25 protein-coding genes are annotated in these 22,368 nt (G+C 69.4%); 10 read left to right on the plus strand and 15 right to left on the minus strand.

Annotation, left to right across the window (positions count from 1 at the left end):
• The first annotated feature begins 5 nt into the window (after window positions 1–5).
• Both ACFYRU_RS23640 and ACFYRU_RS23645 read left to right on the plus strand, forming a co-directional pair.
• On the plus strand, window positions 6–698 hold the full coding sequence (locus tag ACFYRU_RS23640) for a potassium channel family protein (RefSeq protein ID WP_387662386.1): 693 nt from the start codon (window positions 6–8) through the stop codon (window positions 696–698).
• A 43-nt stretch (window positions 699–741) separates the two neighbouring features.
• The gene (locus ACFYRU_RS23645; RefSeq protein WP_387662388.1) at window positions 742–1,599 is read left to right on the plus strand and encodes a phosphotransferase family protein; all 858 of its coding nucleotides are present in this window, start codon (window positions 742–744) and stop codon (window positions 1,597–1,599) included.
• A 4-nt stretch (window positions 1,600–1,603) separates the two neighbouring features.
• Here the strand turns inward: ACFYRU_RS23645 and ACFYRU_RS23650 are convergent, their stop codons facing one another.
• The 4 genes from ACFYRU_RS23650 to dut all read right to left on the minus strand — a co-directional run bounded on the left by ACFYRU_RS23650 (window position 1,604) and on the right by dut (window position 3,882).
• Window positions 1,604–2,299 carry a DUF3159 domain-containing protein gene (locus ACFYRU_RS23650; protein WP_387662389.1) on the minus strand — a complete coding sequence of 232 codons (696 nt, stop codon included), beginning with the start codon at window positions 2,297–2,299 and terminating at the stop codon, window positions 1,604–1,606.
• The gene (locus ACFYRU_RS23655; RefSeq protein ID WP_141861856.1) at window positions 2,292–2,681 is read right to left on the minus strand and encodes an OB-fold nucleic acid binding domain-containing protein; all 390 of its coding nucleotides are present in this window, start codon (window positions 2,679–2,681) and stop codon (window positions 2,292–2,294) included. Before ACFYRU_RS23655 ends, ACFYRU_RS23650 begins: the two co-directional genes overlap by 8 nt.
• 19 nt (window positions 2,682–2,700) lie before the next feature.
• Window positions 2,701–3,342, minus strand: a complete 642-nt coding sequence (locus ACFYRU_RS23660; protein WP_387662390.1) for a DUF3710 domain-containing protein — start codon at window positions 3,340–3,342, stop codon at window positions 2,701–2,703.
• 87 nt (window positions 3,343–3,429) lie between these two features.
• Window positions 3,430–3,882 (minus strand): dUTP diphosphatase, encoded by a 453-nt coding sequence (dut, locus tag ACFYRU_RS23665; RefSeq protein WP_387662392.1) that lies wholly within the window; start codon window positions 3,880–3,882, stop codon window positions 3,430–3,432.
• Window positions 3,883–3,906: 24 nt separating this feature from the next.
• Here dut and ACFYRU_RS23670 point away from each other — a divergent pair, with 24 nt between their 5' ends.
• Both ACFYRU_RS23670 and ACFYRU_RS23675 read left to right on the plus strand, forming a co-directional pair.
• Entirely contained in the window at window positions 3,907–4,374 is a 468-nt protein-coding gene (locus tag ACFYRU_RS23670) for a DUF3093 domain-containing protein (RefSeq protein WP_387662394.1), read from the plus strand.
• 27 nt (window positions 4,375–4,401) lie between these two features.
• Window positions 4,402–4,713: a DUF4235 domain-containing protein gene (locus tag ACFYRU_RS23675; protein ID WP_387662396.1), complete on the plus strand. Its 312-nt coding sequence runs from the start codon at window positions 4,402–4,404 to the stop codon at window positions 4,711–4,713.
• A gap of 91 nt (window positions 4,714–4,804) precedes the next feature.
• Here ACFYRU_RS23675 and ACFYRU_RS23680 read toward each other — a convergent pair whose 3' ends face one another.
• From ACFYRU_RS23680 to ACFYRU_RS23690, 3 genes are all read right to left on the minus strand, one after another.
• Window positions 4,805–5,104, minus strand: a complete 300-nt coding sequence (locus tag ACFYRU_RS23680) for a DUF4193 domain-containing protein (protein ID WP_130379292.1) — start codon at window positions 5,102–5,104, stop codon at window positions 4,805–4,807.
• A gap of 295 nt (window positions 5,105–5,399) precedes the next feature.
• The gene (locus ACFYRU_RS23685) at window positions 5,400–6,194 is read right to left on the minus strand and encodes an inositol monophosphatase family protein (RefSeq protein ID WP_387662398.1); all 795 of its coding nucleotides are present in this window, start codon (window positions 6,192–6,194) and stop codon (window positions 5,400–5,402) included.
• Window positions 6,191–7,276 carry a ferrochelatase gene (locus ACFYRU_RS23690; RefSeq protein ID WP_387662399.1) on the minus strand — a complete coding sequence of 362 codons (1,086 nt, stop codon included), beginning with the start codon at window positions 7,274–7,276 and terminating at the stop codon, window positions 6,191–6,193. Before ACFYRU_RS23690 ends, ACFYRU_RS23685 begins: the two co-directional genes overlap by 4 nt.
• Window positions 7,277–7,324: 48 nt before the next feature.
• On the opposite strand from ACFYRU_RS23690, the gene ACFYRU_RS23695 reads away from it, so the two are divergent.
• Window positions 7,325–8,524, plus strand: a complete 1,200-nt coding sequence (locus ACFYRU_RS23695; RefSeq protein ID WP_387662401.1) for an MFS transporter — start codon at window positions 7,325–7,327, stop codon at window positions 8,522–8,524.
• Window positions 8,525–8,564: 40 nt separating this feature from the next.
• Window positions 8,565–9,275 (plus strand): MerR family transcriptional regulator, encoded by a 711-nt coding sequence (locus ACFYRU_RS23700; protein WP_387662403.1) that lies wholly within the window; start codon window positions 8,565–8,567, stop codon window positions 9,273–9,275.
• Here ACFYRU_RS23700 and ACFYRU_RS23705 read toward each other — a convergent pair.
• On the minus strand, window positions 9,258–9,863 hold the full coding sequence (locus ACFYRU_RS23705; RefSeq protein WP_141861874.1) for a trimeric intracellular cation channel family protein: 606 nt from the start codon (window positions 9,861–9,863) through the stop codon (window positions 9,258–9,260). The two genes, ACFYRU_RS23700 and ACFYRU_RS23705, sit on opposite strands and share 18 nt — an antisense overlap.
• A gap of 45 nt (window positions 9,864–9,908) precedes the next feature.
• Here ACFYRU_RS23705 and ACFYRU_RS23710 point away from each other — a divergent pair, with 45 nt between their 5' ends.
• Together ACFYRU_RS23710 and fdhD are read left to right on the plus strand one after the other, a co-directional pair.
• Window positions 9,909–10,898, plus strand: a complete 990-nt coding sequence (locus tag ACFYRU_RS23710; RefSeq protein ID WP_387662405.1) for a phosphotransferase family protein — start codon at window positions 9,909–9,911, stop codon at window positions 10,896–10,898.
• Complete coding sequence (gene fdhD, locus ACFYRU_RS23715) at window positions 10,895–11,728, plus strand: formate dehydrogenase accessory sulfurtransferase FdhD (RefSeq protein ID WP_387662406.1); 834 nt, start codon at window positions 10,895–10,897, stop codon at window positions 11,726–11,728. Before ACFYRU_RS23710 ends, fdhD begins: the two co-directional genes overlap by 4 nt.
• Here the strand turns inward: fdhD and ACFYRU_RS23720 are convergent.
• Together ACFYRU_RS23720 and ACFYRU_RS23725 are read right to left on the minus strand one after the other, a co-directional pair.
• Window positions 11,712–14,474 (minus strand): AAA family ATPase, encoded by a 2,763-nt coding sequence (locus tag ACFYRU_RS23720; RefSeq protein ID WP_387662408.1) that lies wholly within the window; start codon window positions 14,472–14,474, stop codon window positions 11,712–11,714. The genes fdhD and ACFYRU_RS23720 overlap by 17 nt on opposite strands.
• Window positions 14,471–15,595 carry an exonuclease SbcCD subunit D gene (locus tag ACFYRU_RS23725; protein WP_387662410.1) on the minus strand — a complete coding sequence of 375 codons (1,125 nt, stop codon included), beginning with the start codon at window positions 15,593–15,595 and terminating at the stop codon, window positions 14,471–14,473. Before ACFYRU_RS23725 ends, ACFYRU_RS23720 begins: the two co-directional genes overlap by 4 nt.
• 141 nt (window positions 15,596–15,736) lie before the next feature.
• On the opposite strand from ACFYRU_RS23725, the gene ACFYRU_RS23730 reads away from it, so the two are divergent.
• Window positions 15,737–16,297, plus strand: coding sequence for a GNAT family N-acetyltransferase (locus ACFYRU_RS23730; protein WP_387662412.1), 561 nt, complete (start codon window positions 15,737–15,739; stop codon window positions 16,295–16,297).
• The gene (locus tag ACFYRU_RS23735) at window positions 16,290–16,784 is read left to right on the plus strand and encodes an HAD family acid phosphatase (RefSeq protein WP_387662414.1); all 495 of its coding nucleotides are present in this window, start codon (window positions 16,290–16,292) and stop codon (window positions 16,782–16,784) included. Before ACFYRU_RS23730 ends, ACFYRU_RS23735 begins: the two co-directional genes overlap by 8 nt.
• 1 nt (window position 16,785) lies before the next feature.
• Here ACFYRU_RS23735 and ACFYRU_RS23740 read toward each other — a convergent pair whose 3' ends face one another.
• From ACFYRU_RS23740 to ACFYRU_RS23760, 5 genes are read right to left on the minus strand one after another with little or no spacing between them, the layout of a single operon-like run.
• Window positions 16,786–18,432 (minus strand): ABC transporter substrate-binding protein, encoded by a 1,647-nt coding sequence (locus ACFYRU_RS23740; RefSeq protein WP_387662416.1) that lies wholly within the window; start codon window positions 18,430–18,432, stop codon window positions 16,786–16,788.
• A gap of 28 nt (window positions 18,433–18,460) precedes the next feature.
• A complete protein-coding gene (locus ACFYRU_RS23745) occupies window positions 18,461–19,453 on the minus strand; it encodes an ABC transporter ATP-binding protein (RefSeq protein WP_387662418.1) in 993 nt (330 codons plus the stop codon).
• The gene (locus tag ACFYRU_RS23750) at window positions 19,450–20,448 is read right to left on the minus strand and encodes an ABC transporter ATP-binding protein (RefSeq protein ID WP_387662420.1); all 999 of its coding nucleotides are present in this window, start codon (window positions 20,446–20,448) and stop codon (window positions 19,450–19,452) included. Before ACFYRU_RS23750 ends, ACFYRU_RS23745 begins: the two co-directional genes overlap by 4 nt.
• Complete coding sequence (locus ACFYRU_RS23755; protein ID WP_387662421.1) at window positions 20,441–21,439, minus strand: ABC transporter permease; 999 nt, start codon at window positions 21,437–21,439, stop codon at window positions 20,441–20,443. Before ACFYRU_RS23755 ends, ACFYRU_RS23750 begins: the two co-directional genes overlap by 8 nt.
• Window positions 21,439–22,368 (minus strand): ABC transporter permease, encoded by a 930-nt coding sequence (locus tag ACFYRU_RS23760; RefSeq protein WP_387662423.1) that lies wholly within the window; start codon window positions 22,366–22,368, stop codon window positions 21,439–21,441. The genes ACFYRU_RS23755 and ACFYRU_RS23760 overlap by 1 nt, the downstream gene beginning before the upstream one ends.

The raw sequence follows: 22,368 nt of genomic DNA on the forward strand, positions 1-22,368 counted from the left end.
CTGTGATGCGGGTTGCCATCGCCGGAGCCGGGAACGTCGGACGATCGATCGCCGGCGAACTGCTCGAGAACGGCCACGAGGTACTGCTGATCGACAAGGATCCGCGCGCGATCAAGGCCGAGTCCGTACCGCGCGCCGAGTGGCTGCTCGCCGACGCCTGCGAGCTGTCCTCGCTCGAGGAGGCCGCACTGCAGCGCTGCCAGGTCGCGATCGCCAGCACCGGCGACGACAAGGTCAACCTGGTCGTCTCGCTGCTCGCCAAGACCGAGTTCGGCGTGCCGCGTACGGTTGCCCGGGTCAACCATCCGCGCAACGAGTGGATGTTCAACGAGGCCTGGGGTGTGGACGTGTCGGTGTCCACGCCGCGGATCATGTCCGCGCTGGTCGAGGAAGCCGTGTCGGTCGGTGACCTGGTCCGCCTGTTCACCTTCCGCCAGGGCGACGCCAACCTGGTCGAGCTCACGCTCCCCGAGGACTCCCCGATGATCGGCCAGCGGGTCGGCGACGTCGACTGGCCGCTCGACACGGCGCTGGTCGTCATCCTCCGCGAGGGCCGCGTCCTCCGCCCCGACCCCGAAGGAACCCTCGAACTCAACGACGAACTCCTGTTCGTCGCCGCCGACGAGACCGAGGAACAGCTCGAGGCCATGCTCTCCCCGCACCACCTGCAGCGCCCCGAAGTAAAGGGCCCCGAGTAATTCGGAGGTTTCCGGAAGCGGTCGCGGGTAGGGTCCGGGCCTTATGGAGACTGCACAGATTGCGCGGGCGGTGGCGGCTGCGGAATGGGTCGCGGGCTCGGCCGGGTTGGACGTCGGGGACGCGGTCGTCCTGCACAACTCGAACAAGTTGGCGCTGCGGTTGACGGCCTCCGACGTGATGGCTCGGGTTGCTCCGTTGGGGCAGGAGGTTGCCGAGCTCGAGGTGGAGATCGCTCAGCAGCTGGCTGCGGTCGGGGCTCCGGCTGCGGCGTTGGACCCGCGGGTCGAGCCCAGGGTTTATGTGCGTGACGGGTTCGCGGTGACGCTGTGGACCTATTACGAGCCGGCGGCACCTCAGGTCGCGGCGGCTGACTATGCGAAGTCGCTCGAGCGGTTGCACGCCGGCATGCGCGAGGTCGAGGTGCAGGCGCCGCGGTTCACGGATCGGGTGACAGAGGCTGAGGAGATCGTTGCCGATCGAGAGCGTTCGCCGGAACTCGGCGACGCCGACCGCGCTTTCCTTGGCGACCGACTGCGGGACCTTCGCAACGCGATCGAAGAACAGCTCGGCGACGAGCAGTTGCTGCACGGTGAGCCGCATCCGGGAAACCTGCTCGGTACGAAGACAGGCCCGCGGTTCATCGACTGGGAGACGTGCTGCCGTGGCCCGGTCGAGTTCGATCTGGCTCACGTACCCGCCGCGGTGTGCGAGCACTACCCAGGGATCGACCGAGGACTGCTCGACGACTGCCGCCAGCTCGTCCTCGCGATGGTCGCGGCCTGGCGTTGGGACATCGGCGACGAGTTCCCGGACGGGCGGTACTTCGGTGAGGAGCTGATCCGTCTGCTCCGCGCGGGTTCGCCCTGGCCGACGCTGGACGAGATCGCCAAGAGTCCGTAGCGGATCAGGCGCGTTCTTCGGGCTTGTTCTCGGGCTTCGTGCCGCGGAGCAGGTGGGCGAAGTTGTCCTTGACCTCGTCCCACTTGTCCGCCGGCATCGACGCGCGGAGTACGGCGTACGCGGCCCACAGCGTGACGGCGTAGAACGGGAGTCCCAGCCCGATCTTCGCGATGCCGAGCGCGTTGACGTTGTGCGTCAGGTACAGCGGCACCATGATCGCCAGCCGGATCCCGACCTGGCTGGCGAAGACGATCGTGACGCGGTTCAGACCGCGGAACAGGACCGGGTCGTTGCGCCAAGCGAGCCAGGTCTGGGTGATCACGCCGTACAGCAGGCCGAACAGCGGATACCGGGACACGATCGTCACCAGGTAGAGCACGCCGTAGCCGGCGTTCAGCAGGATGCCCGGCAGGAACGCGTCCTGGGCCTGGCCGGTGTGGTGCGCGGTCCAGGCGGAGATCAGTACGCCGATGAAGCCGGCGATCACGCTGGCGATCGGCTTGCGCCGGACCAGCCGGTACAGCGCGACGACGGCAGCGGACGAGATCGCGACGATCAATGCGAGCTTGAGGTTGTGGTCGCTGAACCCGTACACCAACGTGAACGCGATCCAGGGCAGGCCGACGTCGACCATCATGCCGACCCAGCTGCCGATGCCCTTCCCCGAAGCCGGCGCTGCAGGCGCTGTGGGCTCAGCCATGGGCTTCTTGGGGCCGGAGCTCGTAGCGCGGGTTGAACATCACCCGGTCGCCGTCGACGACGCCGATCCGGCCGGAGGCGATCAGCTCCGAGCCGGCGTGGATGCCGCCGATCTTGCGCCGGCCGAGCCAGATCAGCTTGACCGTGCCGGTTCCGTCGTACAACTCACCCTCCAGGGCCGGTACGCCGCCGCGCGGGCTGAACGTAATCGTGCGCAGCGTGCCGTACAGCGTGACGAGTTCGCGGTCGTGGCAGCCGGTGATCGAGCGCGCGCCGCAGTCCTGCGCGAAGTCCTGGAGGACCTCCGCGTCCTGCTGGTCACGGTCGCCGGCCAGACCGCGGAAGGCACGCTTCCACAGCCCCGCGGGTTTGTTGCTACCCATGGTCTCGAGTGTAGTCCGCTCAGGCCTGCTCGGCGTCGTTCGGCTGGGCGCCCTCGGGCAGCCGCAGCGGCAGCGACTCGCGGACCGCCATCGGCTCGTTCCCACGCACGACGATGACGTTGCGGAGCGTGTCGATCATCGGTTCGGCGGCGTCCGGCTCGACCGCGGCGCGGCCCAGTACGGTGGCGCGGAGCAGCCAGCGCGGGCCGTCGACGCCGATCACGCGGGACGTCTGGCTGAAGACCTGGCCCTCGGGGTCCTCGACCGGGACGACCAGGACCAGTTCGGTACCGAACGGGCCGTCGGTCTCGGTCGCCGTACCGCCCATCTTCGCGGCCTCGCCGACGATCTCCTGCCGTACCTCGTCCCAGATGCCGGCGGTCTTCGGCGCGGCGAACGCGCGCAGCTCCAGCGCGGAGTCGTCCATCATCAGCAGCACGGCCTGCACCACACCGCTCTGCTCGTCGACCTGCAGCCCCAGCTCCATGCCGGGCATGCCTGCGACCCGCAGCGCGCCCAGGTCGATCCGGTCCTCGGCCTCCAGGTCGGCGGCCTCGACCTCGGTCGAGTCGAACGGGCCTTCGGCGCGGGCGTCCGGCGCGGTCTCCTCGACGGTCTCGCTCGTCTCGGGCTCGTTCTTGCCCTTACGGCGGAAGATCACAGCTGTTGCCTACTTCCTCGATGTTGGTACCGGCGCTGACACCGCGCCGTAGTCTCGCGCATCCGACAGGTCAACGGGTGCACCTGCTCAGCGTGTCACATCGCCGAAACCACCGGTGGACCCGTGCCCCTGGTCGCCGCGCGCGGATCCGGGCAGCGTGCTGACCTCGACGAACCGGACCTTCGCCACCTGCTGGACGATCAGCTGCGCGATCCGGTCACCGCGCCGGATCGTCACCTCGGCGTGCGGGTCCAGGTTGATCAGGTTGATCTTGATCTCGCCGCGGTACCCGGCGTCGACGGTGCCGGGGGCGTTCACGATCGAGACGCCGTGTTTGGCGGCCAGCCCCGAGCGCGGGTGCACGAACGCGGCGTACCCGTCCTGCAGGGCGATCGCGATGCCGGTGCCGACCAGCCCGCGCTCTCCCGGTTTCAGGGTCAGGTCGGCGGCTGCCACCAGGTCCGCGCCGGCGTCGCCGGGGTGCGCGTAGGACGGGAGCGGGAGGTCGGGGTCGAGTCGCTGGATGAGTACCTCGGTCACAAGACGTGACCCTATCCTTGTCCCGTGGTCCTCGAACAAAGTACGTATCGCGAAAGTCTGCGGGTCCCGGTGTCGTGGTGGATCATCGCCACCGCCACCGTGGTCACCCTGTTCGTCATCGTCGCCGTACCGGTGAACACGATCGCGGGCGCGCTCGTCGGCGGTCTCGCGGCGGTGGGCCTGCTGGCGTTGTTCCTGCGGTACGGCGGGGCACGCGTCGAGGTCGACGAGCAACACCTGCGGGCCGGGCGGGCCGAGATCGACCGTACGTACCTGGGTGACGTCGAGGCGCTGACCGGTGACGCGGCGCGGAACGCGTTCGGCCGGGACTGCGACCCGAAGGCGTACCTGGTGCTGCGCAGCTACCTGCCCGGCGCGGTCCGGGTGCAGATCACCGACCCGGGCGACCCGGCGCCGTACTGGCTGATCGCCACGCGGCACCCCGACCGGTTGGCTGCCGCCCTGAGCGGGCACAGCGTGGGAAGATCCTAGAGGTCAGCAGTCGTACGAGGAGGGTGTGTGGTGGTCGGAGCGAAGATCGGCTGGAAGCTGGTGCAGGCCGCGTTCACGATCGTGGTGGGCCTGGCCGCGAGCAAGGCGGTCAGCACGGCCTGGAAGCTGGGATCGGGCGGTAAACCGCCGAAGAACGGCCAGGGCGGGTACGCCGAGATCGTCACCTGGGCCGCCGTCAGCGCCGGAGCCGCGGCCGCCGCGAGGTTGTTCGCGGAACGCCGGGCCGCCGCGTACTGGCTGAAGTCGACCGGCTACGCGCCGCCCGGCTACGACGAGGACACCCTGCGCAAGAGCATCACCAAGGACGACGAGGCCTGACAAGACGGCACAGCGAAGACAGCACAGCGGGACCGTTCCACTGGTGTGGAACGGTCCCGCTGTCGTTCTGCAGACGAAGAAGGGCTACCGGTCAGGCTGCGCAGTCGCGGCAGATCAGCTGCCCGTTCTTCGTCTCGGCGAGCTGGCTGCGGTGGTGAACCAGGAAGCAGCTCGAACAGGTGAACTCGTCGGCCTGGCGCGGAAGGACCCGGACCGCCAGCTCCTCGTGGCTCAGGTCGGCGCCGGGCAGCTCGAAGCTTTCCGCCGCCTCGGCCTCGTCCTCGTCGACCTTGCCGGAGTTCTTGTCGTGACGGCGTGTCTTCAGCTCCTCGATCGACTCTTCGGAAGCGTCCTCGTCCGTCTTGCGCGGGGCGTCGTAATCAGTCGCCATGGTGTTTCCCTGCCCTCTTCGTACCCGTGGTGTTGCCTGCTGAGCCCTTGAACGGGTGGAGCGGCCGAGAAATTCCGCGTCGGCGCACCGCGCTGAATCTTCGTCCCCCGAAACCCTTGACAGCCAGGCCGGGACCGGCAATCACCGTTCCCGAGGACGGGATTGTGCCCTATAAAGGCCCGCAATGCACGACTGGGTCCATGGTGTGACCCGCGTGTCGCCACAAATGTCAGGACCGAACACCAGAATGCTCGTTAGTGCTCGGTACTGCGCAGAAAGGAACACTCAGAAGACTCTAAGCGCGTAGCGGATCGGTTGCGGTCAGCAAGTCGTGGAACGGCTCGAAGAGCGCCGGACTGGCCGCGATCGACATCTCCGGCGACACCGGCGCCCCGTGCAGCCCACCGACCCGCGCCCCGGCCTCGGACGCGATCAGCGCACCCGCTCCGTAGTCCCAGGGGTTCAGTCCGCGTTCGAACACCACGTCGAGCCGGCCGCAGGCCACGTAGCAGAGGTCGATCGCGCCGACCCCGATCCGGCGGATGTCGCGGACCTTCGTGATCAGCTGCTGGATCACCTCGGCCTGCACCTGCCGGCGGGCCGGGTCGTACCCGAAACCGGTGCCGACCAACGCCTTCGCGAGGTCGGTCTCCCCCGACACCCGGATCGGCCGGCCGTCGGAGAACGCGCCACCACCGAGCGTCGCGGTGAACACCTCACCCTTCGGCGCGTCCACGACCACCCCGGCGACCGTCCTGCCGTCCACCTCGACCGCGATCGAGACCGCGTACGTCGGGATGTCGTACAGGTAGTTGACCGTGCCGTCGATCGGGTCGACGACCCAGCGCACCCCGCTGGTGCCGACCACGTCGTCGCCCTCCTCGCCGAGGAACGAGTCGTCCGGCCGGGCCTTCAGCACCCGGGCGCGGATCAGCTCCTCGGACTCGCGGTCGACCGCGGTCACCACGTCGGTGATCGTGCTCTTGGTGTCCGCGACAGTGATGTCGCCCCGGCGACGCTCGACGATCAGCCGCGCAGCCTCCTCCGCCACGTCGACCGCAAGCTTCAGCAACTCGTCCGGGGAAGTCATGCGTTTTCCTTAACTGGGGTCGGTCGGCGGAGCGGTGGGCAGCAGTCGTGGCGGCAGTCGTCCCAGGCCGGGCCCAGCTTGCCGACGCACGGGCGGTCCGGCTGTTCGCCGCGCTCGGCGGCGGCCCGCTCGACCACCAGGTCGCGGAGCATCGTGACGAACTTCGGGTCGGTCCCGGGGGTCGCGGCCCGCGCCATCGGCAGGCCGAGCTTCGCGGCGGTCTTCGCGGCCTCGGTGTCGAGGTCGTAGATGACCTCCATGTGGTCGCTGACGAACCCGATCGGTACGACCGCCACGCCCGGCTGTCCCTCGGCGGCGAGCGCCTCGAGGTGGTCGTTCACGTCCGGCTCCAGCCACGGCACCTGCGGCGGCCCGGAGCGCGAGCAGTAGACCAGGTCGGTCCGCCGCTGCCGGCCCGTACGGCGCTCGAGCTCCGCTGTGATCTCCGCGGCGACGTCGTTGTGCCAGTCGACGTACCCGTTGCCGTCCGGTCCGCTGGTGGCGTTCATCGCGGTCGGGATCGAGTGCGTCACGTACGCGATCGCGGACCCCTCCGGGAGCTTGCTCAGCGCCTCGGCGGTCGACTCCACGAACGAGCCGACGAAGCCTGGGTGGTTCGCGTAGTGCCGGAGCTTGTCGATCCGCGGCGCGTCCGGGACCTCGCGGGCGGCGTCCTCCAGGTTCTCCCGGTACTGCCGGCAGCCGGAGTACGACGGGTACGCGGACGTGACGATCACCACGGCCCGGCGGACGCCGTCGGCGGCCATCTCGCGCATCGTGTCGGTCAGGTACGGCGCCCAGTTGCGGTTGCCCCAGTAGATCGGCAGGTCCAGCCCGAGCTCGTCGAACGACTCCCGCAGCGCCGCGAGCAGCGCCCGGTTCTGGTCGTTGATCGGGCTCTTGCCGCCGAACGCGTAGTAGTGCTCGCCGACCTCCTTCAACCGCTCGTCCGGGATCCCACGGCCGCGGGTCACGTTCTGCAGGAAGGGGAGCACGTCCTCGGGCTTCTCGGGCCCACCGAAGGAGAGGAGCAGGACTGCATCGTACGGAGCTTTGCCGATCGGGGGTGCAGCTGGCGACATGTTCCAAGCTTCTCAGACGCCGATGACCTAAGCTGCTCCCGGTCTCTCATGCTCAAGCCCTACTTCCATCTCATCCGCCGTCCCGGCGCCGGTGCGTTCTTCGCGGCCGGCATCCTCGGGCGGATGCCGATCTCGATGATCGGCCTCGGAATCGTCATCCTGATCGCCCAGGAGAGCGGCTCGTACGGTCTGGCCGGCGCGGTGTCCGGCGTGGCCGTGATCGCCGGTGCCCTGACGGGCCCGATCCAGGGGCGCCTCGTCGACCGGTTCGGTCAGCGCGGGCTGATCCTGATCGGCTCGGTCGCCTGTACGGTCGGCCTCGCCGGTCTGCTCGTCGCCGTCCGTGCCGGAGCGGCTACCTGGGTGCTGTACGCGCTGTCGTTCGTTGCCGGTGGCACCCGTCCGCAGGTCGGCTCGTTCGTCCGGGCCCGGTGGACGCATCTGCTCGGCCGCGGGCGGGCGCTGCAGACGGCGTTCGCGTTGGAGGCGGTCGGGGACGAGGTCGTCTTCATCGTCGGCCCGGTCCTGGCGACCACCCTGGCGACCCAGGTCAGCCCGTACGCCGCCTTGTCGGCAGCTGGGTTACTGGGACTGGCCGGGGGCATCTGGCTGGCCCTGCTGCGCGCGTCCGACCCGCCTGGGCGGGGTAAGTCCGACGGAGCCGAGCAGGCGCCGCTGCCCTGGCTGTCGATCATGTTGCTCAGCCTGATCGGTCTGGGCCTCGGCGCGACCCTTGGCGGCGCTGAGGTCATCACTGTTGCGTTCACGACCTCGCGGGGCGAAGCAGGGCTGGCAGGTGTCGTACTGGCGATCTGGGCGTTCGGGAGCCTGCTGGCGGGTCTCTGGTACGGCTCGGTGCACTGGCGCGCTCCGGTGGAGCGCCGGCTGCTGTTGGGGACGGTCGCGCTCGCGATCACGCTCGCGCCGCTGCCGTGGGTCAACAGCATCCCGCTGCTCGGCGTCGTACTGTTCTGCTGCGGAATGACGATCGCGCCGACGATGGTCGCGGTCACCGCGTGCGTCGAGGAGTGGGTGCCGCCGGAGCGGCTGACCGAGGCGATCACCTGGACCGTCACGGGCATCCTGCTCGGTGTCGCCCCCGGGAATGCGGCCGCCGGCCACGCCGTCGACGTGTGGGGACCGTCGAACGCGTACTGGGTCCCGTTCGGCGTCGGGATCGCGTGCGCGATCGTCGCGGCCGTCTCGATCACGTTCGCCCGGCCGAAGGAACGCTTCGCCCACAACTAGGCTTGTATCTCCTGTTACGGGAGGTGTGAGGGTGGCGGGTATGGACCACTCGATCGGTGCGGTGGCGCGGCTGGCCGGGGTGTCGGTGAAGGCCGTGCGGCACTACTCCGACCTCGGGCTGCTGACGTCACGGCGTACTGCCGCCGGCCATCGACGCTACGACGACAACGCCGTCGTACGGCTGCGGCTGATCCGGACGTTGCGTGCCCTGGACCTGGACCTGCCGACGATCCGTGCCGTACTGCGGGACGAACGCCCGCTCGCCGAGGTCGCCGCGACCCACGCGGACGCGCTCGCGATCCAGATCAGTACGCTGCGCCGGCAGCAGGCCCTGCTCACGGTCCTGGCCCGAAATCCCGACCTGGAGGACCTTCACCTCATGACCGAACAGTCCGAACAGGACCGCCGCGCGCTGATCGAGGACTTCCTCAGCACGACGCTCGAAGGCGTCACCCCGGCGGTCCGCCAGAACCTGACGCCCGTACTGCCCGAGGACCCCGACCCGCAGCAGGTCGAGGCCTGGCTGGAGCTGACCGCGCTGGTGTCGTCGCATGACTTCCAAGAGTCGGTACGGCGTCTGTTGGCCGGCTATCTCGCGCTGGCCGGAGACGATCCGCTGCGCGCGGACCCGGTGTACCGCGGGAAGCTGATCGAACTCCGTCGGACCGAGGCCGGACCCGACTGGCATCGGTACCAGGAACTGGTTGCCGTGGTCAACGGATGGGCGCCGCCGTCACGGGTTGCGGGGTAGCGGGGCGTTCCAGCCGCGGCGGATCGCGATCAGCCGGATCGTGAAGCAGACCAGCGCGGCGGCGATCGGGACCCACAACGCGTGGTACTCGAGCCAGGCGGCGATGACGACGATGCCCGCGCCGAGGAGTGCGGGGGTGGCGTAGATCTCGGAGCGCAGTACGACGGGTACGCGGCCGCTGAGGACATCGCGGAGTACTCCCCCGCCGATGCCGGACAGCGTCCCGAGCAGAGCGGCCGAGATCGGCGACAGGCCGAAGTCGATGGCCTTCAGAGCGCCGGTCACGCAGAACAGCGCCAGACCTGCCGCGTCGAAGATGTTCACCAGGCGTTCGACGCGGCCGATACCGGGATGGAGGAAGAACGTGAGCAGACCGGCGACGATCGGCACGACCAGGTAGCGCCAGTCGCGGAGCGCGGCCGGAGGGGTCTGGCCGATCAGGACGTCCCGGATGAACCCGCCGCCGAGGCCGGTGACGAGCGCGAGCACCTGGATACCGAAGACGTCCAGCTTCTTCCGTACGCCGACCAGCGCACCGGTGATCCCGAACACGAAGATCCCGACCAGGTCGAGCACATGCAACACCATGAGCCGAACGCTAAACCACAGGCGCCGCTCCTATCGTTGGTGGACATGAGCCGCGCCCCCGACGTCGACTACACCGCCACCTCCGTCCGCCCCGACTGGACCTCCCTCCCACCGGCCCTCCACAACGCCCTGACCGTTGCCCTCGGCACCGACATCGAGCACGTCGCCGCCCCGGTAACCTCCGGCTTCACCGGCGGCTTCGCAGCCCGCGCGGAACTGGCCGACGGCCGCCGAGTCTTCATCAAGGCGGCTCCCGAGGGCCTGCACGCCTACGAGGCCTACCAACGCGAGGCCGAGGTAGTCCCCCAACTCCCACCCTCGGTACACGCACCCCGGATCATCACCACCGCCCACACGCCTGGCGGGTCCCGGTGGTTTGCTGTGGTTTCTGAGTGGGTGGACGGGCGGATGCCTGGTGGACCGTGGACGGGTGCGGACTTCGGGCGGGTGACTGCTGCTTGTGAGCGGACCGCGGAGGTGATGCGGCCGAGTCCGTTGGGTGGGTTGGATCCGTTCGGGTCGCTCGTGGGTGATGAGCTGCGGATTCCGGCGGAGATTCTGGCGGGTGAGCGCGCCCTGCCGGCGGGGTTGCAGGTTTGGGTGCCGCGGGTGTTGCCGGAGTTGGTCGAGTTGGTGGAGCTGGCACCGGAAGCGTTGGCCGGGGATACGGCGGCGCACTCGGATCTGCGGCCGGACAACCTGCTGATCGACGACACCGGGACCTGCTGGACGATCGACTGGAACTGGCTGACGCTCGGACCCGCCTGGGTCGACTGGGTCGGACTACTGCCGGTCGCGCAGTACCAAGGCATCGACACCTTCACAGCAATCACCCGCAGCCCGCTGACCGCCGACGTACCCAAGGATCACCTCGACTGCTTCGTCGCCGTCATCGCCGCGTACATGATGAAGAACGCCGACGCCCCACCCCCGCCCGGCTGCACCCCGGCGTTGCGCGATCACCAGCGGCTGTACGCGTGGACATTCCTGGACTGGCTCGCCGTACGGCGGAAGTGGCCTACCGTGGAGGTATGACGAAGGCGCCCTCCAGCAGGTTCAAGGTCGAAGTGCTCGACGGTGACCGCACCTCGCGGCGAGAGGACGTCGTCAGCACCGAGGAACCACTGGAGCTCCGGCTCGAATGGCCGGCCCGGCCACCCGAGCCGCTCGTCGTGACGATGCGCACCCCTGGCTCCGACTTCGAGCTCGCCGCTGGGTTCTGCCTCGGCGAAGGGTTCGCGGTCCGACCCGACGCGATCCGCACGGTCGCGTACTGCACCGACGTCACCCTCACCCGCGAACAGCAGTTCAACACCGTGACCGTCAGCTTCGACGGTCCCCCGGACCGCGAGCCACCCCAGCGGTACGGCGTCACGTCCGCCGCGTGCGGGGTGTGCGGCCAGCAGAGCCTCGACGAACTCGCGGAACGCCAGTACGACCCGGTCGATCCCGTCGAAGCACCGGTGGAGGTCGTACGCCGCCTGCCCGATCTGCTGCGCGAGGCCCAGCCGATGTTCAGCCGGACCGGAGGACTCCACGCCGCGGGCCTGTTCACCACCGACGGCCGCAAGGTCGTCGTGAAGGAGGACATCGGCCGCCACAACGCCGTCGACAAGGTCGTCGGCTGGACCGTCCTCAACCAGCACAGCCGCAAGGGCCTCGTCCTCGCCGTCAGCGGCCGCGCCGGCTACGAGATCGTCCAGAAGGCGGTCGCCGCCGGCCTCGGCATGATCGTCGCCGTCGGCGCCCCCTCCAGCCTCGCCGTCGACCTGGCCAGAAAGTTCAACATCACCCTGGCCGGCTTCGCCCGCGGCAACCGCTGCGTCGTCTACTCGGCCCCGGAACGGATCATCCGTCCAGCGTGATGAAGGTGGCCTTCGGGACGTATTCGTAGCGGTCGGGCATGCAGGTCAGGACGATGATCTGGCCGTGGTCGCCGGCGCGGCCGAGCAGGGCGCCCATGTCGCGGAGGCGGGCCTTGTCGGACCAGCCGAGGGCGTCGTCGAAGATCACCGGAACGCTGCCCTCGCCGGTGCTCACCAGGTGGCTGATCGCCAGCCGCGTGATGATCGCGAGCTGTTCCTGGGCGCCGGTCGACAACGCCTCGACGGACAGCCGTACGCCGTCCAGCTCGCGTTCCGCGACCGCCAGGTCGTCGTCGAGCCAGACCCGGAACGACGGCCCGTAGACGCTCCGGCCGAGTGCCTCGATCCGGCTCTGCAGCGGCTCGGAGTACTTCGTCTGCGCCTCGGCCCGATGCCTGCTCAACGTCTCGTGCACACGCCGCGCGGCCTCGGCGCGGCGCAGCAGGCTCTCGTGTTCGGTCCGTACGGCGGCCAGCTCCAGCTCGGCGAGATCGCGGCGCGTCGCGAGCCCGTCCCGGCCGGACTGCTCCAGCCGGCCTTCCGTCGTACGCAACGCGTCCCGCAACCGATCACGCTCGTCCTGCAGCCGTTTCGCGACCGCGAGCGCGTGGTTCAGCTCGCCCGCGACCTCGTCTGCGCCTGCCTCGGCGGCCTGCGCTTGTACGGCGGTCAGCTCCTCGAGCATGGCCTCGACCTCAGCGGTCGCCTCGGCTTCCGCCGTAGCGACGGCCTCGTCGTCGAGCACCGTCCGCGCGGCCTCCAGCGACTCGAGCGCAGCCGCCAGCCGTTCGCCGGCGAGTTCCGAACGGGCGCGCGCGTTCTGCGCCTCGGACCGATCCTCGTCGGCCGCCTTGCCGGCCTGTGCCCGGGCGAACTCCGCATCCGTCAGCAGCCGCTCCGCCTCGGCCAGTCCGTCGCGTGCGGTCTCGAGCGCTCGTTGTGCGCCCGCAAGGTCGTCGGGCTCGGCCTCCGGCTGCTCGAACCCGTCGAAGAGCGTGTCATGCGGTGAGGCGAACTCCTCGAACAACGACATCTGTCCGGGCACGCCCTCGACCGCCGCGCGCTTGGCGCCGCTGTCGCCGGCCTCGGCCTCCTCATCCTCGCCGACCCCCAGCCGCGCCGTCAGGACAGCGATCCGCTCCCCCGGGTCACCGCCGGCCGTCAGCGCCTTCTCGGTCCGCCGCGCCTCGTTGAGCTCGGCAAGCGCCGTGTCCGCCTTGCGCAGCAGTTCCCGCGCCGCGGCGACGTCCTTCACGCCGGCCTTCTTCAGCAGGTCCTTCTCCCGCCGTACGGCGTCGTCGACCCGCGAGCGCAGCGTCGCCGCCTCGCCACCGGCGCGTACGGTCACCTCGACCTGCCCCGGGACACCGACCACCAACTCGCCCGACACCAGGAGGTTGGCGGTGTCGTCGAACCCGAGCTCCGCCGGTACGTCGCCCTCCAGGCCCGTCCCGGACAGCTCGACCGCCTCCGCCCCGAGCCGTCGCACCGTCACCTCGGGTACGCCGGCCGCGAGCGCCGCGCGGGCCTCGACCACTGCGGCGCGGCCGTCCTCCAGCGCCGCCACGATCGCGTCGTCGACCTTGATCCGATCGAGGATCGTCCCGGCCGCGGCGATCCGCGCCCGGACGTCGACGAGCTCGGTCTGCTGGCCGACCAGCCGGTCCAGTTCGGCCCGGTCCATCAGGTCGGACACGCGCCGTTCGGCGATCTGCACTTCGGTACGCCGCAGGTCTTTGAGCTCGACGACATCGGCGAGCGCGGCCTCGGCTGCCTGGACGGTCTCGGCGGCGGTCTTCGCAACGAGTTCGGCATCGGCCCGGCGGGCGGCCAGGTCGGCCTCGAACTTGGTGAACCGCTCGACCTCGTCGAGGAGGCGTTCGCGGTCGAGCCGGGTGCGGGTGTGATTCTCCAACCGGGCCCGGGCGGTCTCGGCGCGGGACCGGACCGAGTCGCGGCGGAGCAGGATCTCGTCGGTCGCCTGCTTGCGTTCGCGCAGCGCCTCGACGGTGGTCAGGTGGTCGGTGAGGCGGTTCGCCACGTCGTCGACGTCGAGGTTCAGCCGCTCGGCGCGACGAATGTCGGACTGCACTTCCTCCATCGCCTGCAGCGCCTGCTTGAACGCCAACTCGGCCGCATCGACAGACTTCGCGGACCGGGCGAAGTCACCGGTCGGCTTGCCGCGGGGTGTCCAGTACCGCAGGTACTCGTGCTCGACCGCGGTCACCAACGGCATCGACGCACCGTCGACCGGCGTACCGGACTCGGCCGTCACCGCGGTGATCAACGGCTCCGCATCGGCCGGCGTTGGCAGCACCAACGACTGACCCTGGCTCACCATCAGCGTCTGCCAGAGCACCGGATCCACGTGCTCGCGGAACAGCCGCTCGGCCTCGTTGTGCGCCTCGCGCCCGGTCCAGGACTGCCGCCGCCCGTCGGCCTCGACGATCGTCAGCTCGGTGGAACGGTTCTTCAGCCAGCGCTTCGAGTACGTCAACTCGCGGCCGCCGAGGCTCAGCTCGGCCGTCACCTCCGGCCCGACGTCCTGGCCGACCGGCTGGATCTCCTTGATCCGGGTCGACTTCGAGTCGTCCGGCAGGTCGAAGATCAGCCCGAACGCCTCGACCAGGCTGGACTTCCCGACCTCGTTGTCGCCGACCACCACGGTGGTACCGAGCGCGCGGAACCGGACAGTACGGTCCTTGACGCCGCGGAAGTCCCGCAGCGCCAAGCTGTGTAATCTCATCCCGCGTCCCGCGCCAATCGGTGCATCAGCGAGAGCGCGGCGCCGGCGGCCTCGTCGCCACCGGCCAGTGCCTGCCGCAACTCCTCCATCGCGGCCCGGGCCGGACCGCTCAGCTGCAGCGACTCCAGGTCCGCGGCGTCCGGTGCGGGACGTACCGTCCAGAACTTCGCCCAGCGCTCGACGCTCGCGAACACCTCGCCCTGCGCGTCGATGATCGAGTCGAGCCGGGCCAGCAATGGCAGCGACAACGAGCCGTCGCCGGCCAGCCGTACGTACGTCCGCTCCTTGTCGGGGAGCTCCGCGAACCAGTCCTCCAGCGCGGTGATCGACTCCTCGTCGAACAGTTCGACGCGGTGATCCACCATGTGCCAGGCGCCGACGCGGACCGGGTCGACGTCGATCGTGTCGCCGGCGATCGTGACCTTGAGGACGTTGCCGGGCGCGTCCTCCTCCGGCGACGTGACCTCCTGGGTGCCGGAGAACCAGATCCGGTCCGTGACCCGGGTGGTCGAGTGCCGGTCGCCGAGGCCGGCGTACTGCAGGCGGCCGTCCGCGACGGCCGCCTCGAGGGCCGGCTGGTCGATCGGGGGTACGTCGGACATGCCGCCGGACAGGCTCGTCAGCTGGCCGTGGGCGAGCAGGATCCGGAGCTTGCCCGGGTCGGCGGTCAGGTCGGCGTAACCCGGCGCCGCGGGATCGGAGAGCGGGCGGCGGGAACGCCACGGCGCGCCGACGATCTCGACGCCGGGCAGGATCTGAAACGGTGTCGTTTCGGTCAGCACCGTGACGTGGTCGGGGGCGTGCGCGAGCCACTGGCTCGACGTCCAGAGCGAGCCCGGTTCGAGCGCGTCGTGGTTGCCCGGGAGCAGGACGACCGGGACCGGGATCCGCTTGAGGGCCTCACACGCGCGCAGGATCGTCTGCCGCTCGACCTGGTTGTGCTCGAACACGTCCCCGGTGACGACCACGAACGCGGCACCGGTCCGCTCCGCGACCGCGCCGATCCGTGCGACGGCATCCAGCCGCGCCTGACCCCACCGGGCCTGGCCGTCCGGCCCCAGGAACCGGCGCATCATGCCGAGCTGCCAGTCCGAGCTGTGCAGAAACGTGAGCGAGTCCATTGCGGACAGAACGCTAACCCGAGCCGCCGACAGTCGCACAGTCAACACACAGAATCACCGCACACCGCCCACACTCCGGACACCCACCACCCACGCCCGGCCCCCGCCGCCTGTTGCCGGGAGTAGGGGATCCGGTGGACGATGCGGCGCGTGCACGTTTACCTGGAGACCGAGCGGCTGCGGCTGCGGCGGTTCACGCCGGCGGACGCCGGGTTGCTGGTCGAACTCGACTCCGATCCGGAGGTGATGCGGTTCCTGACCGGCGCGCCGACCCCGCCGGCCGAGATCGAGGACGTCGTACTGCCAGGGATCTTGAAGGTGTACGCGGAGCACCCTGGGCTCGGGACGTTCGCGGCCTCGGACGCCGGCGGGTTTGTCGGGTGGTTCGGGATGCAGCCGACGGCGGATCCGCGGGCTGTTGGGGTTGGGTACCGGTTGTTGCAGAGTGCTTGGGGTAACGGGTATGCGACCGAGGGGACGAAGGCGCTGATCGCGCAGGCGTTCACCGAGCTCGGGATGGAGCGGGTGGAGGCGGACACGATGGCGGTCAACCATCGGTCGCGGGCGGTGATGCGGCGGGCGGGGCTGCGGTTCGAGAAGGTGTTCCACGTGCAGTTCGACGATCCGCTGCCGGGGACCGAGTTCGGCGAGGTGCTGTACTCCGTGGATCGCGCGACCTGGGAAGCTGTACGGCATGGATGACGCCCGGCCGTACGCCGTACTCGACATCGACGCGACCCTGTCCGACACGAGCAAGCGGATCCGGTTCATCGAGCAGAAGCCGAAGGACTGGGACTCGTTCTTCGAGCACGCGAAGGACGATGCGGTCCTCGAGGAAGGGCTCGCGGTCGCGACCACACTCGCGGCGGACCACGTGATCGTGTACCTCACCGGCCGCCCGGAGCGGCTTCGCCGCGACACCGAGAAGTGGCTGAAGGACAACGGGTTCCCCGAGGGCAAGGTCTACATGCGCGGCAACACCGACCGCCGCCCGTCCATGCTGATGAAGCTCGGCCGCCTCAAACGGCTCGCCGAACAACGCCCGATCGCCGTCCTCGTCGACGACGACGCCAAGGTGATCGCCGCCGCCGAGAAGGCCGGCTACACAGTGATGAGGGCCGACTGGGGCCTCGATGCCGAGACCCAGCCGACCCTCTTCGACGCTCAGGAGTCCGAAGGACGCACCTGAGCTACTTGCTGAGGCCGATGATCAGGGTGTTCGCGTACGGCGGGTACGACGACAGGTAGAAGTTCTGCACCTTCGACCCGTGCAGGAACGCGTTCCGCGCGTAGATCAGCGGAACGACAGGTGCGTCGGCCATGATCTGCTTGTCCACCGCTCCCCACAGCCCGGCTGCCTTCCCGCGATCCGGCTCGGCCGTGGCCGCCGCGATCGCGCTGTCGACCGCGGGGTTGGAGTAGCGGGAGATGTTGTACCCGCCGTTGCCGATCTCCGAAGTACCGAACAGTGGCTGGATGTTGCCGATCGCGGACGGGAAGTCCGGCAGCCAGCTCGACACGGTGAGGTCGAAGTCCGGCTTGTTGCCGGTGATCAGATCGGTCAGCGGCTCGGTGTCCAGGGGCTTGATGGTGACAGTGATCCCGGCCCGCTTCAAACCCTGCTGGATCGCCTGGGCCACACCGAGACCCGTGGTGTTGTCGGCAGCCAGCACCAGGTTCAGGTTGCTGACGCCGGCCGCGGCGAGCATCTGCTTCGCCTTCTCCGGGTCACCTGCCGGCGGGGCCTGGTACAGGTCGTACTTGTTGTAGCCGTCGATGCCCGGCGTGATCAGGGTGCTCGCGATCTCACCGCCGAACTCCGGACCGCCTTCGGCGACCTGGACGGCCTGCTTGTCCACGGCGTACTCGATCGCCTTGCGGACCGCGGGGTTGGCCAGCGCCGGGCGCTTGGTGTTCATCGCCAGGTACTCCAGCGCGCCGGACGGCGACGTCGCCACGCGGGCCTTGACCGCCGGGTTGCCGGTCACCGTCGGGATCAGTGCGGCCGGTACCGAGACGCCGGTGGTGGCGGCGAACTTGTCGTCGCCGGAGTCGGCGATCAGGCGCTGGTTGACGACGTCGGGCTGCAGGCCCATGTCGGTGACGATCGAGTCGGGCAGGCCCGTGCGCGCCGGGTCGGTCGACTTGTCCCAGTTCGGGTTGCGGACCAGGACGAGCTTCGAGCCCGGGGTGTACGACTGCACCTGGTACGGCCCGCTGGCCACCGGCTTCTCGCCGTAGTGCGCCGGGTCGGTGTCCGCCTTCTTCGGAACGGGCGCGAACGCCGGCATGCTGACGATCCACGGCCAGTCGCCGTACGGCTTGTTCAGCTTGAAGATGATGGTAGTGTCGTCCGGCGTCTCGATCGACGCCAGCTCACCGCCCTTGTACGGACCGGTGTACTTGTCACCACCGACCAGCAACGACTTGTGGTACCCAAGCCCACCGGACAGCTCCGGCGCGAACGACCGCTCCACCCCATACTTGATGTCAGCGGCAACGATCGGCGAACCGTCGGAGTACTTCAGGCCGGGCTTCAGCTTGTAGGTCCAGGTCTTGCCGTTGTCGCTCACCTGACCGGTGTCGGTGGCCAGGTCCGGTACCAGCTCGGTGGCCTTGTTCGGGTCGGTCTTCCACGACGTCAGACCGCGCAGTACCAGGTGGATGCCGCTGATCCCGAGGTTCTGGCTCTTGGCCGGGTCGTAGCTGATCTCCTTGCTGGTGCTGAGGATGTGCAGCGTGCCGCCCTGCTCCGCGGCCGCCGTACTGCCGCCGCTCGGGGTGGACTTGTTGTTGGCGTTGCAGGCCGCGGCCGCCAGCGCCAGCACAGCGGCCATCGCCACTGCGCGGGATATGCCCTTCGAATCAAGCACTGAATTGGTTCCTCTCAGAGGTGGGGGGCTCAGGGAAGTAGCAGGCGGCCCGGTGTTCGGCGGAACCCTGCACGGGTTCGAGTACCGGTCGTACGGTCGCGCAGACGTCCTCGGCCTTGTAACAGCGGGTCCGGAAGGGGCATCCGGACGGCGGGTCGATGGGCGTCGGCACGTCGCCGGTGAGCACGATCCGCTCGCGCACCACGCCTGGCTCAGGCACGGGTACGGCGGACAGCAACGCCTTGGTGTACGGGTGTGCGGGCGACTCGTACACCTGCGCCGCCGGTCCTTCCTCGACGATCGTGCCGAGGTACATGACCGCGATCCGGTCCGCGACCTGCCGTACGACCGCGAGGTCGTGCGCGACCAGCACGTACGACAGGCCGAGCTCGTCGCGCAGATCGGCCAACAGGTTCAGCACCTGCGCCTGCACCGAGACGTCCAGCGCGGACACCGGCTCGTCGCACACGAGTAGATCGGGCTTCACCGACAGCGCCCGGGCGATCCCGATCCGCTGCCGTTGACCGCCGGAGAACTCGTGCGGATACCGGACCAGGTGCTGCTCGGACAGTCCGACCTGCTCGAGCAGCTCGACCAACTGAGCGCGGGTCGGCCGGATCCCCTGCGCGCGGAACGGCGTACTGAGGATCGTGCCGACCGACTGCCGCGGGTTCAGCGAGGCCTGCGGGTCCTGGAAGACCATCTGGATCTGCCGGCGGATCGGGCGCAGCCGGCGGCCCTTGACCTTGGTGACGTCCTTGCCGCCGATCTCCACCCGGCCCTGTGTCGGGTCGAGCAGCCGGGTCGCGACCCGGGCCAGCGTGGACTTGCCGGACCCGGATTCGCCGACCAGGCCGAGGGTTTCGCCCTTGCGGACAACGAGATTCACGCCGTCGACCGCCCGTACGGCCTGCGCCTTCTGCCAGGGGACGCCGCGCAGACCGAAGTACTTCTTCACGTCCTTCAAATTCAGTAGATCGCTCACTGGATCACCTCCGGACGACGCCCGAGATGGCACGCGGCCTCGTGATCGCCCTGTCCCGGACGCGGCGTGAGCTCGGGGCGCTCGGTGATGCAGCGCTCCCCCACCAGATGCGTGTACGCGCACCGCGGCTGGAACGGGCACCCGGTGGTGATCGATCCGGGCGTCGGCGGGCTGCCCGGAATCGTGGTGAGCCGCGGCTTCGGCGGTACGTCGACCCGCGGCATCGCGCCGAGCAGGCCGAGCGTGTACGGGTGGGCAGCCCGGAAGAAGATGTCCCGGACGGTGCCACGCTCGGCGGCGCGTCCGGCGTACATCACCAGGACGTCGTCGGCGACTTCGGCGACGACGCCCAGGTCGTGCGAGATCAGCACCAGCGCCGTACCGAACTCCTCCTGGACGTCGGCGAGCAGACGCATGATCTGTGCTTGCACGGTCACGTCGAGTGCGGTCGTCGGCTCGTCCGCGATCAGCACTCTGGGGTCGTTCACCAGAGCCATAGCAATCACGACCCGCTGCCGCATTCCCCCGGAGAACTCGTGCGGGTAGCTGTCGGCGCGCCGGGCCGCGTCCGGGATGCCGACCTTGTCGAGCATCTCGACCGCTCGGACCCGCGCGACCTTGCGGGAGACGTCGTGGTGCAGGCGGTACGCCTCGGCGACCTGCCAGCCGACGCTGTAGTACGGGTTCAGGGCCGACAGCGCGTCCTGGAAGACCATCGCGATGTCGTTGCCGCGGATCTTGCGCAGCTCGTCGTTCGGCAGGCCGTTCAGCTCACGGCCGTCCAGCAGCACCTCGCCGGTGACGGCGGCGTTCGACGGCAGCAGGCCCATCACCGCGGACGAGCTGACACTCTTCCCGGACCCGGACTCACCGACGATCGCGAGCGTCTGCCCGGGCGCGACCGCGAAGTCGATCCCGTCGACCGCCGGCACCGGGCCGTTCTCGGTCGCGAACGTGACGTGCAGGTCGTGCACTTCGAGCACTGGTTCAGCCATGGCTCACCCTCGGGTCGAGCACACCGTGCACTATGTCCACCACCAGGTTCGCCAGGATGATCAGGAACGCCGAGAACAGGGTCACGCCGACCACCACGGCCACGTCCAGCTGGCCGACCGCGCTGATCAGCAGGTCGCCGAGGCCCTGCATGCTGAAGACCTTCTCGGTCAGGATCGCGCCGCCCAGCAGGCCGCCGAGGTCGAGGCCGAACAGCGTGATCACCGGTACGAGTACGCCGCGCAGACCGTGCGTGATCACCACCCGCGCCTCGCTCGCGCCCTTCGCCCGGGCGGTGGTGATGTAGTCGAGGTTCAGCTCCTCGAGCATCTGCGACCGGGTCAGCCGGATGTACGCAGCGGCTTGCAGGACGGCGAGCACGATCCACGGCGTGACCAGGTGCCACGCCCAGTCGACCGGGCTCTCGGTGAGTGGTACGTACCCGTTGACCGGAACCATGTTCAGCCAGAACCCGAACACCAGGATCGCCAGCAGCCCGAGCAGGAACGACGGCGTCGACACCCCGACCAGCGCGACGCCGACGGACAGCCGGTCCAGGATGCGGCCCCGGTTCAGCGCGGCGACCACGCCGAGCGAGACGCCGAGGAGCAGCCACAGTACGGCGGCACCGAGCGCGATCGAGGCGGTGATCGGCAGCCGGTCCAGGATGAGCGTGGTGATCGGGCGGGCCAGTGGGAACGAGTACCCGAAACACGGAGCGTTGCAGTGCACCGCCGCCGTACCGTCACCGAACGTGCGACCGGCGAAGATTCCCTTCAGGAAGCTCAGGTACTGCTGCAGCGTGCTCTGGTCGAGCTGCATGAAGTGACGCGCCTGCTCCAACCGGTCCGGCGTACACGGCTTGCCGCACGCGAGGTGCGCCGGGTCGGCCGGGATCGCGTAGAACACCAGGTAGACGGCCAGGCTGAGCGCGAGCATCACGAGCAGCGTGCCGAACAGCCGGCGAGCGACGAACCAGACGAGATCGGGCATCAGTTCGTCCTCCGCAGCCGTACGTCGAACGCGTCCCGGACGCCGTCGCCGAGCAACGTGAACCCGAGCACCGCGATGAACAGCATCGCGCCCGGGAACAGCAGGAACCACGGGTCCGCGCCGGTGTACACCCAGGCGATCGAGTCCGAGATCGACCGGCCCAGACTCGGTGTCGGTGGTGGTACGCCGACGCCGAGGAACGACAGCGCCGCCTCGGCACCGACGTACCCCGGGATCGCCAGCGTGGCGATCACCAGGACCGGGCCGAGCAGGTTCGGCAGCAGCTCGCGGGTGATCACCATCCAGCCGGACGAGCCGACGCTGCGGGCCGCCTCGACGAACTCACGGGTGACCAGCGAACGGGCCTGGTTGCGGATCAGCCGGGCCAGACCGGCCCAGCCGAACACGCTCAGCACGCCGATCAGCAGCAGCGGCCGCGGCACCTTCGCCGGAACAATGATGCCCAGGGCAATCATGAAGACGAGCTGCGGGAAGCCGAACAGGAAGTCCAGCAGCCGGGACACGACCGCGTCGTACCAGCCGCCGAAGTACGCGGCGCTGATGCCGAGCAGCGTACCGATCACGCTGGTCACGACGGTGACGGAGATCGCGATTACCAGCGACGTCCGCAGCCCGAGCACCACGATCGAGAACAGGTCCCGGCCGGTCAGCGGCTCGACCCCGAACCAGTGGTCGCCGCTCATCCCGCCGGCCGTACCACGCGGCGCGTTCCCGCGGGCCGGATCGAGCAGGTCGATGTGGTACGTCGTCGCGTCCTGTCCGGCCAGCCGCACCAGCAACGGCGCGGCCGCGGCGACCACGATCAGCACGACGACCAGGAAGAACCCGACGCGCGCACTGCGGTCACGCCGGACCCGGCGCATCGCTTGCCGGGTGGGCGATACGGCCCCGGCCACCGAGGTACTCAC

It is taken from the genome of Kribbella sp. NPDC004536 (assembly GCF_042873835.1).
Classification (GTDB): Bacteria; Actinomycetota; Actinomycetes; order Propionibacteriales; family Kribbellaceae; genus Kribbella.